General features: G+C 32.6%; 11 protein-coding genes. All 11 read right to left on the reverse strand.

Annotated elements, in window-relative coordinates:
- Positions 1-28: 28 nt before the first annotated feature.
- The 11 genes from BX659_RS01140 to flgG all read right to left on the reverse strand — a co-directional run bounded on the left by BX659_RS01140 (position 29) and on the right by flgG (position 14238).
- Positions 29-472: an OmpH family outer membrane protein gene (locus BX659_RS01140; RefSeq protein WP_097017403.1), complete on the reverse strand. Its 444-nt coding sequence runs from the start codon at positions 470-472 to the stop codon at positions 29-31.
- 5 nt (positions 473-477) lie between these two features.
- The gene (locus tag BX659_RS01145) at positions 478-1614 is read right to left on the reverse strand and encodes a hypothetical protein (protein ID WP_143786655.1); all 1137 of its coding nucleotides are present in this window, start codon (positions 1612-1614) and stop codon (positions 478-480) included.
- 88 nt (positions 1615-1702) lie between these two features.
- On the reverse strand, positions 1703-2170 hold the full coding sequence (locus tag BX659_RS01150) for an OmpH family outer membrane protein (RefSeq protein WP_097017401.1): 468 nt from the start codon (positions 2168-2170) through the stop codon (positions 1703-1705).
- A 15-nt stretch (positions 2171-2185) separates the two neighbouring features.
- Positions 2186-3889 carry a BamA/OMP85 family outer membrane protein gene (locus BX659_RS01155; RefSeq protein ID WP_097017400.1) on the reverse strand — a complete coding sequence of 568 codons (1704 nt, stop codon included), beginning with the start codon at positions 3887-3889 and terminating at the stop codon, positions 2186-2188.
- 123 nt (positions 3890-4012) lie between these two features.
- Positions 4013-8284 (reverse strand): translocation/assembly module TamB domain-containing protein, encoded by a 4272-nt coding sequence (locus tag BX659_RS01160; protein WP_097017399.1) that lies wholly within the window; start codon positions 8282-8284, stop codon positions 4013-4015.
- A gap of 149 nt (positions 8285-8433) precedes the next feature.
- Positions 8434-10239, reverse strand: coding sequence for a SpoIVB peptidase S55 domain-containing protein (locus BX659_RS01165; protein WP_097017398.1), 1806 nt, complete (start codon positions 10237-10239; stop codon positions 8434-8436).
- A gap of 77 nt (positions 10240-10316) precedes the next feature.
- Positions 10317-10679, reverse strand: a complete 363-nt coding sequence (locus BX659_RS01170) for a rod-binding protein (protein WP_097017397.1) — start codon at positions 10677-10679, stop codon at positions 10317-10319.
- 14 nt (positions 10680-10693) lie between these two features.
- On the reverse strand, positions 10694-11848 hold the full coding sequence (locus BX659_RS01175) for a flagellar basal body P-ring protein FlgI (protein WP_097017396.1): 1155 nt from the start codon (positions 11846-11848) through the stop codon (positions 10694-10696).
- 14 nt (positions 11849-11862) lie between these two features.
- Positions 11863-12417, reverse strand: a complete 555-nt coding sequence (locus BX659_RS01180; protein ID WP_258176079.1) for a flagellar basal body L-ring protein FlgH — start codon at positions 12415-12417, stop codon at positions 11863-11865.
- 53 nt (positions 12418-12470) lie between these two features.
- Positions 12471-13439 (reverse strand): flagellar basal body P-ring formation chaperone FlgA, encoded by a 969-nt coding sequence (flgA, locus tag BX659_RS01185; protein WP_097017394.1) that lies wholly within the window; start codon positions 13437-13439, stop codon positions 12471-12473.
- A 10-nt stretch (positions 13440-13449) separates the two neighbouring features.
- Positions 13450-14238 (reverse strand): flagellar basal-body rod protein FlgG, encoded by a 789-nt coding sequence (gene flgG, locus BX659_RS01190; RefSeq protein ID WP_097017393.1) that lies wholly within the window; start codon positions 14236-14238, stop codon positions 13450-13452.

A 14238-nucleotide genomic window follows, 5' to 3' on the forward strand; every position in this document is an offset into this window, starting at 1 on the left:
TAAGAGAAAAAGGACTGATATTATAGTTTTATTCTAAATTTTTAATTACCTTATCAGTGAGATCAATCCCACCATGCTTAACATCTTGTTTATTCAAGACGACATCTATTTCTTGCTCTTTAATAATTTCTTCTATTACAACTTTAACTTCATTTTGAAACTTCTCTTTTAATTCATCCCTTAAATCATTGATCTCTTGATAAGTTTCTTGATATTTATTTACCTGTTCTTCCTGGCTTAAACCCTCTATCTCCTTTTGATATCTCTGTTGAACCTCTTCAATCTTAGCATTTAGCTCTTGTTGATATTGCTTAGCCTTTGCACTTTCAGTCCAAACTCTATCTTGGTCAATGATCCCAACCTTTAATTTTACCAATTCCTTTTCTATCTTTACCTCAGGCTCTTGAGCACAAGCTGTTATTAAAAGCATAACCATCAATAGAAGGCTAGAAGCTAGAACTATCTTCTTCAATCACTTCACCTCCCCAGTTTTATCTCTTCTAATACTTTATCTGTTATGTCAGTTCCATCTACATTTTGTAAAGAATCTGCTATAACCAATCTAACCTTATTGCTTTTAGCAACCTCTTTAATAATTTTATCAATATCCTTAGAACGCTTTTCCATCAATTCTTCTTTATTTTCTTCCAAACTATCTAGTTCATCTTTTAAATGATTAATCTTATTCTGTACTTTAGAGATTAATCTATTCTCAGCTGAGACTAAATTTTGCTCCATATCTTCTCTTAATAGCTCTTCTCTTTCTTTTAAGTCATTCTCCAAATTATCTTCGATAGTACTTAAATAATCAGCTAACTCTGCTCTTATCGCTTCTTCTCTTTGCTTATACTTCTTTTCAGCCTCTTCTTTTAGCTTCTTTTGATATTCTTTAATCTCATTTGCAAACTCCAACTCTTTCTCTTGCACAACCTTCTTTAACCTTTCATTATAATAATTTTCTTTCTCTGCTAATTTATTATTCTTCTCTGCCATTAGCTCTTCTAATTCTGCTGAATATTGATTGTGCTCTGCTTCAGATAAGCTATTGAACTTTAACTTTAATCTTAAATTAATGATTCTATCATTATATTCTTGGTTTAAAGCTTCCTTATGCTTATCCAATTCTTTCTGATAACTATCATTTAGAGAAGAAATTTCGCCTTGTAATTTCTTCTCTAAAGATTCCTTTTTAGCCATTAATTTATTAGAAAGATCAGTATTAAGTTGTTGATGGTAACTCTTTAACTTATTATTTAGTTCTTCCCTTTTATTGGCTATTTCTTTCATGGAATTATCTTTAATTAATTCTAGTCTCTTATTCAATTGAGAGTTGAAATCTCCTAAATAATCTTCTGTATCTGTTTTTAAATTTTCTAGATTTTCATTCTCATTATTCAAAGTTGCTTGATAGTTAGCAATTTGCTTTGTTAATTGATTAATCTGCTCAGTTAATGGATGTCCTTGAGTTAATTTATCCATATTCACCAATCCTATATCAGATTGAGCTGAGCCTTTAGGTCTCTCGCCTTCAACAGCCTGACCAGCCAAAACAGCTAAGCATACTAAAACCATTAAAAAAGTTAGTCCAGCATTTCTCAAGTTCTGTCGAGACACCTAAAACACCTACTTTCTAAATATTATATTTAAAGTTAACGAGTAAACAAGAAACTATAATATATATTATAGTTTCTTGTTTACTCTATTATTCTTCTGTATTATCTTCAGTCTTTTCAGTAGCTGTTAAGCTTGCTAAGACCTCATCAGTCAAATCATAACCACCATAAATAACTACTGGCTTTTCAACCACTACAGTAATACCCTTATCTTTAGCTATCTTTATTATTCTGTCATTGATATCCTTCATTACTTCAGCCACTAAATCTCTTTCCAAAGTATTAAGCTGTTGTTGGTACTTCTCTAATACTTCTTGTCTCTCTTCTTTGGTCATATTCTTAGCTTCTTCTTCTAATTCCTTCTGTAATCGCTTTGCTTCTTCATTCAACTTCTCTTCTGAAGCAGCTTTATCTGGATGATTAGCAAAGAGCTGTTGCATATCCACATAGGCAATCTGTGTGGCTTTATCATTTTGAGCACCTACTGGATTATCGATCATAATTATAACACCTAATATAGCAAATATTAATAGACCAAAAATTAAATTCTTCTTCATAAACATATCCCCTTTCTAGAATATACTACCTATTCTAAAACTAAAGCTACTCTTATCACCGTCATCCCCTTCTGGAGCATAACCATAATCTAAGCCTAATTGACCGATTGGAGTATTAAATCTAACTCCAACTCCAGTAGAATATTTAATATCATTTAGACTAAATTGATTGTCATCAAAGGTTCTTCCTGCATCAGCAAAGACTACTCCAGTTATACTCTCTGCAATACCGATTCTATATTCTAAATTAGTCAAGAAGATAGAATCTCCTTCAAATCCGTCTTGATCTTTATAATGGTCATAAGAATAACCTCTTACCCCATCTAATAAGCTCTCTCTTAAATAAAATTCTCTAGTTTCAGGTAAATCGCCATTACTTCCTCCTAGCTTTAGACGGAAAGCCCAGTTATTATCCTCTCCAGAAGGAATATACTTACGAATATCAGTATAATACTTAGCGAAATCTGCATCTCCTCCTAAAATATTCCCAGCACCCTCAATAGATAACTCTTGGCGCCCTCCATTTTTAGGAGTTAAGAAGTTATCTCTAGTATCACGAATTGTCTTTAAAGTTAAACTTCGGATATTTTCATCAACCTCATAGAACTCTCCAGTATCATCAATTTCTTCTAAATATTCACTATCCTCATAATTATACTTCAAGTATGCCTTTGTATCTAGAGCAATAGTTCTTCCTATTGTGATACTACCACCCTTTTCTTTAACATCATTATCATTTTTATCTTCTCTAACAGTATTATATAAGTTAAAGTTAAGGCTGTTTTCTGTCCCAAATACCCAAGGTTGATAAAAACCTACCTCATAGGTATTTGTACTACCACCAAATTCCCAATTTAACTTAACACTCTGTCCACGACCAAAAAGATTATCCTTCTTTAAATCAATCAGACCTGTCAATCCAGATGCTGAGCTATATCCACCACCAATACTAAAGGTACCAGTCTTTCCTTCTTTAAGGTTGATTACTAAATCAACAGCTTGATGATCACCCTCAACTGCTTGATAATCAGGCTTTACTTCCTCAAAGAAGCCCAAATTATAAATACTTCTTAAATCCTTCCAAACCTGATCAATATTAAAGACTTGCCCCTCTTCAATAGAGAGCTCTCTTCTAATAATATACTCCTTAGTTTGACCATCAGTATTAATAACTATATTATTAAGTCTACCTTCATTTATAGTAATATATAATTGGTCTTTTTCTTTAATTGTTAAATCTACAACTTTAGCCAAAATATATCCTTCTTCTCGATAGTACTTTTCAATCTCTTGCTTAGCATTTTCTAATTCATTTAAATTTAACAGTTGACCTGATCTAATTCCAATGATCTCTTTTAACTTCTCAGTAGAAATTTTAGTGTTTCCATCAATCTTTATCTGAGATAACTTTGGATTTTCAATCACCTCAAAGATTAACATTACTCCACCTTCATGATTTTTAAAAGAAACCTGTATATCAAAGAAATATCCCAAATCAAAGATAGCCTTCATATCTTCTTGTAATTGTTGATTAGATATCTCATCACCAACCTTTGTAGTCACCTTCTCCAAAATCTCTTCATCTTTAATCTCTTTATTACCTACTACTTTAATGGCAGTAATAACATTCTTATTATCTATAGTTTCTGCCATCAATAAACCACTGTTTAATATTATCATGATTAAAGATAAGGTTATTACTCCTATCTTTTTATACATAAGAAACTCCCCCTTGCTTTAATTTTATCATAAATAATTAATTAATCAGAAAATCAGCGAGTTTCATAGCTATAAGAGTTATAATACAATAATCTCTTTAATAAATGAAACCCACTAAAATCTTTAGAAATTAAAACTTGCTTCTAATCCTAATTGATATTCTTCTTCACTATCATACTGACCATTAATTCTTAAAGTATCGAATCCTAAAGGAAAATGATATTCAAAACCATAAGTGTGCTCTTCTTCTATGCCAAAAACATGTTCATATTTTAACATTAAATTATCTGTAAGAAACTTAGATAATTGGATTCTCACATCACCACTTAAAACCGATTTAATTCTAAATTGATCTAAATCTAAAGACTTCTCAAAAGATTTTTCTAATTTGGAGATTAATTCTAGCTGGAGATTCTCATCAATAAGTCTCCACATTTCAGTTTTTAACGCTCCCTCATAGTCTTTCTCTAAGAAACTCCCAATTCCTCCTTGGCTAGTCAATAAAAGAATTATTTCTTCCTGTGCCAAATCTGGCTTAGAGTAAAGATCAGGCTCCATCTGAGTAGCCATTCCATTTAAATCTAGATAGATTTTAACATTATTAAATCCAGTTCTAGCCTTTATCTCTGGAGTAGCTTCAACCTCTGTAGTAGCTCTTACTTGGAGATTAGGAATCAAGTCATATTTATTAAAACTAGCAGTACCTTTCTCTAGTTCAAAATCTGTATTATAATAACTGACTTGACCATTGGTAGATTCCAATCTACCAATTAGCTCTAATCCTTGCTCTCCATTTCTTAAATTCAAATTCCCAGATTGGATTAAAATATCTATATTGTCATTACCTACCCTTACATTCTTTCCTGGAATAAGCTCTAAATCAAAGCTTGGTTGAACTAATGGTTCTTGATTCTCCTTCTTAGAAGTTGGCCAATCAAAGCCTAAATCAATATGACTATCATGAACTAATAATGATCCTTTGATTAAAGGCTTAGCAAAAGAACTTGTAATTGATATATCTCCATTACCCACTGCTTTTACAAATCCATGTTCAAAGGCTATATTATTTCCAGAGAACTTAATATTATAATCTGATGGTTTAATACCATCTAGAGCTATATCACCTTTAATATCAAAGCTTCCTTCGCCATAATCACCTTTAACCCCCTTAATGATAATCTTATCACCAGTCAAATCAACCTTTCCAGATAGGTTACTTATATCTCTATCTAATACCTCTGGATAAGAGATATTACCAGAAACAACCTCTGCACTACCAGTGAATTTAGGTGCTTTCCAATTACCTGATAAGTGTATATCAGCCCTTCCCTTGCCAGTTGCTGATTTAATATCAGATAATGCTAAGGGTAATAGACTTAGATTTCCTTCTTTTAGACTTAAATCAAAATTGATCTGCTCAGTTGAATTCAATGGAATCTCACCTTCAGCCCTTACTACATTATTTCCTTTAATCTGTAAAGTCTGATTTAGACTAATCCTGTTACCATCTATTAAATTAACTTGACCAAGAAGTTGTTCATAAGAAAATTGATTGACCTTACCATCAGTTACCTTAATATTAGAGTTAAGACTCAATTTATCTAAAGTTCCAGTAAGCTGACCTGTCAAGTTAATCTTACCTTCTAGTTGGTAAGGGATTAATCCTAAACTATTAATTGGAGAAAAGTCAAACTCTTTAGCTAATAATTCAATATCAACATCATTATTAACTATATAATCTCCTTTTATATCTAAATAACCTACATTATTGTTATCAGATACAGATAAATCTAAATTAAATACTGGCTCTTTAATAGAGCCTGATGCTCTAACTTGACCTACAAACTTATAAGGCAAGTTTAAATCATAAGGTATAAATTTATTTAAATAACTAATATCCCCTTGTTCAACACTTAGCAATATACTATCAATCTTTTTCTCTTCCATATCCAAGCTTCCACTCATCTTATACACATTATCTAAACTCTCTAATAATAAATCTGTTAGATATAGATGTTGATCTTTATAACTAATCTTTGCTGAAACGTCACCTAAATTAGCATCACTAACCTTAATATTGCTACTCTCAACCTTAGCTATTACCTTTAAATCAGAAAGATCTCCATATACCCTACCTCTTATTTCACCATCTCCTGTTATACCAATCTCTTTTAAATCATAATAATTTATATCCTCTAAGTTAAGTTTATCACTGATAAAATTGATTTCCAAATGATTATTTATATAATTTCCATCAGTCACTAAAATAGAGTCATTATATTTAGTCTCTAGCTTATCAATAATAAACTTACCATCACTATAAGCATAATCTAAAGTAGCAGTATCAAAGTTCTGACCATAAATCCTACCATCACTTAATGATACTTCTCCCTTTAAAGCAAAGTGTGGATAAATAGATTCAATTATAGTCCTACCTTTAGCAGTACCTGAAAAAGGTACGTCAAGGTTTAAAATATCTAATATCCTCTCTACTCCAACCTCTTTTGTATCTAAAATGATATTAGAGGTATTGTCTGTAAAGTCTATACTTCCTGATATCTCACTTGCTAAGGTGAGCAATCGAACATCTTCTAACCTCAATTTATCATCATTAAAACCTAAATCACCAAAGACACTACCTATATTATAGCTATCATAGCTTAGGCTATTAATCATAAACTTACCTTTAAAATCAGGTTTTGTAACTGTTCCTCTTACCTCACCACTTAAATCAATAATTCCAGCTAACTCTTTTACCTGATGAAACTTATTTAATTCCTTTAAGTTGATATTATTCCCTCTTAAAGATAAATTTAGCTTCCCATCCAAAGTAACCAGTCCTTCTAGGTTAACTTTAGTATCATTTGAGATCAACTCTGTATGGTTTAAGAATAATTTACCCTCAGTCAACCAGAAATTACTTTCTAAGCTATTTATGAGATATTCTTTAACAGAGCCGTCTCTTAAAGTGATATTACCTAGAATATTTAATTGCTCCTTATCAAAGCCTGCACCTGAGACCATAGCATTAGCATTAATAATACCTGACCCATCTAATTGATAATCAAAAAGCTTCTCCAAATCAGATAACTCTATATCATTAATATCAGTAGATAAAATATAGTTTAGCCCTTCATCTACAGCTATGGTTCCTCTCCCATCAATACTACCCTTTCCATATTTAAAGCTTAATTGCTCTAAATTAATTACCTTATCCTTGTAATAAAATTCACTATTAAATTCAGTCAAAGCAGAACCATTAATTGATAATTTATCCATCGTAACCTTAGCAGTTATACTAGGATTTATCAGCTCTCCTTTAACAATACCTGAAACCTTCGCATTACCCTCTACTTCTAGATCATTATTATAGGGTAATAATTCTGCCAACTCTTCTAATGGGATATCAGTTAAATCATATTCTAAGTTTAGCTGAGAATTCTTCCAATTAAAGACTTCACCAGCCACTTCAATTGGAAAATCTTTATACTTAGCAGCTAATCTATTGACCTTAATCCCATACTTATTAATTCCAAAATAACCTTCTATCTCTGTTAGATCAATTTTATCCTTAGAGATAGCTCCATTATTTAAATATAAAGTAACAAAATAATTAGGGACATTACCTAACACCCCTTTAATCTCGGCCTTACCTGTTATATCACCACTTAAGCTGGTATCTGCTAATTGTGAAATATCCAGTTTATCTTTTATCCTAGATAGCTTGACCCTATCAAAAGTAAGCTCTCCTTGATAATTATCACCTGCTAATCTCCCTTGTAGCTCTAAATCTTCTTCTGATATGGAATTTAATCTAGCTTTTAAGTTAAATTTAATCTCTTCAGCTAAATATACTTGTCCAGAAATCCTGGTCAAGCTATCCTGCAATTGAGGAGTATTATATTCAAGCTCCCCTTGCTCAATATAAATAGGAAAATCAAGTCCTAAGCTGCTATTCTTCTCTGTATTATCTGCAGAAGCAAATTGATCAGTTAAAGAACTGAAATTCCACTCTTCTTTCTTTGCAATCATAATATCAGGATGAATAATTCTCAGGGCTGTAATACTCTTTAAAGGATTGAAGGGTTTAAAGATAAGGTCTTTAATACTATAACTAATCTCTATCTCTTCAACCTCTAATAACTTACTAGCATCATCGCCCTTAATAATAACCCCCTCAATTACAATCTTATTTATTCCTTTAATTTTTATATCTTCAATTTTTGTATCCAGTTCTAATTTCTTATCTAAAAGATTTATAACTTTAAGCTTCACCTTATCAGATAACAGATTACTATTGGTATATAACAGATATAATGAAGTTGACAATACAAAGAATAAGATCGCCAACATTATAACCTTTACCTTGTTAGACTGCAAAATCTTCAACTTCATTATTATCTTCCTCCAGTCTAATCCAAACTAATTTAATAATATTACATTTTAATAACTCTTGCAATAGAATCTGCCAGTTATTTATTGATATAGCTAAAACATCTTACCATATTAAAAAAACTCCTCTAATCGAGGAGCTTTTTTAGCAATTATTCAGTTTCTTCTTTAGTTATAACTTCTATTTTTTCCATTAATGTCCCTTCTAACACATAATCTGTCTCAACAGCTTTCTCTACAAACTCGAAGGATTTTTCTTTAACGTCTTCTGCTTCTTGAACCTCTTCATCTTTAGCCTTCTCTTCAGAGTTCTCTAAATGGCTATTGCTTGGTGGTGTGTATGAAGGTCTTAACTCAATTACAAATTGATTATTCTTATTATGCTTTTGATAAACCTCTATCAGTTCATCTAAACTTTTAACAAGATTAGATTTTGAGCTCTTTTCTTCTTCTTGTGGTGTAAAGCGATTCAAATTAGCTTCTTGCCCACTGAAGACATGTACCTCAAATTTTCCTGCTTTAATATCATCTGGTATCTCTAATTTAACCTTTTTAGTTATTAAATTATCACGGTAAGGTCTTAATGTTATCTCAGCTTCTACCTCTTCACCAGGCGCTACCTTCTCTTTATCTAATTTAATCTCTTCTATCAAAGCAACCTTAGCCCTTTTCTCGATATCAACATTAAATTTAATATTGGCTAAATTGACCTTTGTGAAAGGATTATGAAGAATTAGACTTAGAGATTGTAGAAAATCACTTAAAGATGTCGCCGCAATATCATTAGGACTATAGTATAAATTCTCTAAATTAATAATATTATCAGGTAATTTATTACCCAAAATTTCTATACTTACTTTGGCCGTTCCTTCACCTGTTCGATCTATGGTACTATCAATTGCTTGTAATACTGCCGAAGAAGCCAAGCCCTCTATTAAATCTTCGTTCTGTACTATTTGTAAATTATATTTCTCTTTTTTATTCAAATTATGATCAAAAACATTAACTTCCAAAGGAACAACATTAGGAAATTCATTCACCTTACCTGCTATACCAGCAGTTCTATCTTGAGTAATAATTCCCTTAAGCTCTCCTGGTGAACCAAGCTTAAAAGGCATCTTGATACTAGTTACCATCTGATGGATATAAGCTGAAGATAATAGATAGTTCACACTACCTTTAGACAAAAAAGGATGTCCAAAGGCCAAAATCTTATTCCCTTCGCGATAAGTGACCGTTCCAATAGCCGATACATTAATATCTCCCCTAACCAATTGTACAGCCACAGCACTTCCTGGCTCTAAATCAGTGTCTTCTACTGATGGTGATAGTCCTCCTCCATTAACAGGGACTAGCTTATAATCATCTAAACTTTCAGCTAATCTATCTTTAGCTCTTCCTTTAATTCCACTAACCATCAAGGGAGTAGACACAGCAGTAGCTAACATAGTATCCTTATCGACTACTTCTTGAGAATCTTCACTAAAGTATATTCTCTTATATTCTCTGTCACCTATTTTAATTGGCTCTTTTAAATTTATAACGTCTTCACTCTCTATCTTTTTATCCAACTCAAAAATATCTAACATACTTTCTATTGGGGTTACCATACCAATCTTATGGTCAGCTAATTGCCATCCATAACCTACTGCCCCAATTAATTTCCCATCGATATAAACTGGACTTCCGCTCATTCCCGAAGCAATCCCACCAGTCCTATCGATTACATCCCCACTTGTCTTGACTAAAATTAAATCCTGACCAGGCTGATCTGTTAGTACACTAACAACCTCTACATCAAATTCTTCAATTTTGTTACCTTTTAATACTGTTCTTCCTGTACCCTTCATCCCAGATCTAACCTCTGATAACGACATGATCTCTGTTTTAGCTATAGCTATATTTGATAAAGCAATACATAGTAGCAATATAGCAATTACCTTTAAGGTTATTCGCAATAAAATCCCATCCCTTCTTATAAGACCAGTACCTTACTATCTAGTTTCACCTATATTTATATAAATATAGCTATTAGTCATGATTTATTACTTAGTTGCTGATAAATCACCTCTGCTATTCCTAATTCATTACTTTCCGCAGCAGATTTGGAGACTTCATTATAGTACATATCTTCAAAAATCTCTCTACTCATTCCACCATCTAATAAACCTGATTTAAAGACAGAGCTTCTCATCTGCTTAAACATCATATTTACAAAGATAGCCTCAAATTCTTGGCTGACCTTTTTTAGCTCTTTGTCTTCTTCTGTTTCTTTATTTTCTTTCTCAGACTCATTTGTTTTTTTAGCTAATAGATTCTTAAATTTATTCTCTGCATCAGTTAGGTTATTCTGCTTTATCTGCAATTGATTGATAGAGAAATCAGAATTTATTTTCATAGATAATCACAACCTTACATAATTTCTAATTCTGCATGTAATGCACCAGATTGTTTAATTGCTTGCAAAATAGCAATAATATCTCTAGGGCTTGCACCTACAGCATTCAACCCCTTAACTACATCAGCAATACTTGATCCCTTTGGTAAGACCATCAACCTACTATTTTCTTCTGATACATCAATATCAGTCTCTTCAGTAACCTCAGTTTGACCATCTGTAAATGGATCAGGCTGACTTACATTCTCTTGAGTTGCAATCGTTACTGTTAAATTACCATGGGCTACTGACACCTTTGATAAGCGGACATTATGACCCATAACAATTGTTCCTGTTCTCTCATTAATAACGACTTTGGCCTCTGTATCTGGTCTAACCTCCAATTGCTCAAGTCTAGAGATGAAGTTAACGACTTTATTCTCATAATAATTAGGCACCTTGATCTCAACTTGACCAGCATCAATAGCTTGAGCATAATAGCCACCTTGTGGTGTGTAGCCAAAGGTTCCATTAATTACATCAGAAATTCTTTGTGCAGTAGCAAAATTAGGGTTAGCTAAAACCAAAGTAACATGCTCATTGCTTGTAAAGCTCATAGGAACTTCCTTTTCAATCAAAGCACCATTAGGAACTCTACCTACTGTTGTATGATTCTGCCTTACTTGATTTCCGCCTCCACCTTCATTAAAACCACCAATAGAGACAGAACCTTGTGCTACTGCATAGACTTCATTACCTGCTGGTCCATATAATGGAGTCATTAATAAGGTTCCACCTTGTAAACTATCAGCATCCCCAATAGAAGATAAGGTAACATCAATCTCACTTCCTTCATGAACAAAAGGAGGTAATTTAGCTGTTACCATAACTGCTGCAACGTTATCCATACCTAATTCTTCAGGATCTACTATTACTCCAAAATTCCTTAACATATTGGCTACTGACTGTACTGTGAATTGACTATTATTACCATCACCAGTTCCATTTAGCCCAACTACTAAACCATAACCTAGTAATTGATTATCCCTAACCCCTTTAATTCTAGTAATATCCTTAATCCTTACTAGTGGGTCATTAAGACTTTCCTGGTCAGGAGTTAGGGCTAAAACAGAACCACTAAGAAAACATATAATTAATATTATATAAAAAAAGCTTTTTATCTTCTCCATCTTATCCCCTCTCCCTAGAAGAACCAATCTAAAATCCGATTGATAATACCTGGTTTTTGCTTGTCACCAATTGCTCCTTTACCTTGGTAGTTAATAGTAACATCAGCAACATAAGTTGAATCAATTGTATTATCAGCTGTAATATCAGTTGGTCTAACAATCCCTGTCATCTCTACTTCTTGCTTTTCATTATTTATAGTAATATGTTTTTTACCACTAATCTTGAAGTTACCATTAGGTAAGACTTCTACAATCTGTACCGTTATCTTAGTATCTAAACTACCACTACGACTTGTTGTACCAGTAGCACTATTAGTATCACTTTGATTGACACCAAAAGCTCTGATAAAGTTTAAGATACCAGTTCCAGCACCTACATTAGCCTGACTACTCTGAGAAGCATCAGTACTTGCTTGTTGACTGGCAGTAGTACTTTCTTGAATAATTATAGTTAATAGATCTCCAACTTCATTTGCTTTATCATCTGTAAATAATGATTCAGAATTATCATTCCATAAAGAGTTAGCTTGAACATTATTATTTAGTAGGAGCAAAGAACTTAATAACATAACTAATATACCTTTAACTAACCATCCCCGTTTAAACATCATTTCACTCCTCTTTAATTAATCAAAACCTCTACTGTATTCTTAGCAATAACCTTAGCCTTGATTGTCTTTCTACTATTTATGTTCTGAACTTTAATCATATCTCCAATATTCCCCTCTTGTAGGGACTTACCTACAGTAGTCACCTCGACACCACCAACTCTAGCAACAATAGTTATCTCTTTCCATCTCTCTACCAATGGTGGCATCTCCACCATACTCTTTAATAAAGGTCTTCCAATATCTAAAGATATCTTCATTTTCTTGCCCTTTAAATCGGCATTAACATCAACAAATTGGTGATTTAATGTATTAATCAGTCTCTTCTTTATTTCAAATAAATCTTTACTAACAAATTGACCTTTTTGAATCTGTTCTTTTGCAACAAAGACCTTCTGTAAAATACCTACTTTATACTGTATATAGACCCTTCTATAAACCCTATCATCGATTATTATTTCAACAGGAATAGTACTAGTACCTACTAAATTCCTCTGATAAAATTCACCTATCTCTAATCTCAAATCCCCATAAGGAACCATTACGTCTTGAGGAGGATTTATTACATCCACCTCAAGTTCTTTTTGATTATAGGGTAAAGAATCATAGATATAATCCTTGCCTAAATCAATTAGCTTATCAATAGATAGCTGTCTATAATCAGATATAACAGTAAACTGATAGGGAATATTTAAGTTTAACTGAGTTAAATTAATCTTTAAGGCCTTTAGAGCATAAATTACCTCATCTCGATAAACAATTCTCTGATATCCAGGTAGAGGTGCTTGTCCTAAAATAATATTCTTTACCTTATTTTTAAAGGTAGCATCTCCATCTATAGAGGCAATATCACTTAATTTAATATCTACTCCCCTGACCCTAACACTATTAGGGATAACTATCCCATTATTAGCAGCTAAAGCACCTGTAGTCATTATCAAAAGTAATAAGCACAAGCTTAAAATCCTTATCCTATTTCTCATTATTTAACCCCTATCTTCTTAGTGAGTTAGCTTGTTGAAGCATCTCATCAGATGCTTTAATGGCTTTAGAATTAATTTCATAAGCCCGTTGCGCAGCAATCATATCTACCATCTCTTCTACAACCTTAACATTTGAACCCTCTAAAAATCTTTGAGCAATAGAACCATAACCATCTTGAGCTGGTATCCCAAGCATAGCCTGACCTGAAGCAGCAGTTGGTTTAAAGATATTCTGTCCCATACTTGTTAGTCCAGCTGGATTTGAAAAATTAACCAATTCGATCTGTCCAGCATCCTGAGGTTCATCATTCCCTGGTTCTAGAAATGAAACCATCCCCTCTTCATTGATCATAATCTCTTTAGCATTGGCTGGAATAGTAATTACAGGCTGTAATAGATAACCATCAGAAGTTACTACTTGACCATTACTATCTAATTTAAAAGAACCATCTCTGGTATAGCCAGTACTTCCATCTGGCAAACTCACCTGAAAAAAGCCATTTCCTTCTATAGCTAAATCTAAGGGATTTTCTGTAGATTGTAATGGTCCTTGTCCAAATAACTTTTGAGTAGCTGCTGGACGGACACCATGACCAATCTCTATAGATGTAGGTACTTGTGAACCCTGACTATTTGGTGTTCCCGCTTGGCGTAAAGTTTGATACATTAAATCTTGAAAACTTACTCTAGATTTTTTAAATCCACTAGTATTAACATTTGCTAAATTGTTAGAAATTGTATCCATATTGAGCTGTTGAGCTCTCATTCCTGATGAGGCACTCCATAATGATCTAAGCAT

It is taken from the genome of Orenia metallireducens (assembly GCF_003001995.1).
GTDB lineage: Bacteria > Bacillota > Halanaerobiia > Halobacteroidales > Halobacteroidaceae > Orenia > Orenia metallireducens_B.

Coding starts and splice junctions, on each gene's coding strand:
- BX659_RS01150 (WP_097017401.1), bottom strand. CDS start 2,170: ATGAAGAAGAATTTAATTTTTGGTCTATTAATATTTGCTATATTAGGT.
- BX659_RS01155 (WP_097017400.1), bottom strand. CDS start 3,889: ATGTATAAAAAGATAGGAGTAATAACCTTATCTTTAATCATGATAATA.
- BX659_RS01160 (WP_097017399.1), bottom strand. CDS start 8,284: ATGAAGTTGAAGATTTTGCAGTCTAACAAGGTAAAGGTTATAATGTTG.
- BX659_RS01170 (WP_097017397.1), bottom strand. CDS start 10,679: ATGAAAATAAATTCTGATTTCTCTATCAATCAATTGCAGATAAAGCAG.
- BX659_RS01175 (WP_097017396.1), bottom strand. CDS start 11,848: ATGGAGAAGATAAAAAGCTTTTTTTATATAATATTAATTATATGTTTT.
- BX659_RS01180 (WP_258176079.1), bottom strand. CDS start 12,417: ATGTTATTAAGTTCTTTGCTCCTACTAAATAATAATGTTCAAGCTAAC.
- flgA (WP_097017394.1), bottom strand. CDS start 13,439: ATGAGAAATAGGATAAGGATTTTAAGCTTGTGCTTATTACTTTTGATA.
- flgG (WP_097017393.1), bottom strand. CDS start 14,238: ATGCTTAGATCATTATGGAGTGCCTCATCAGGAATGAGAGCTCAACAG.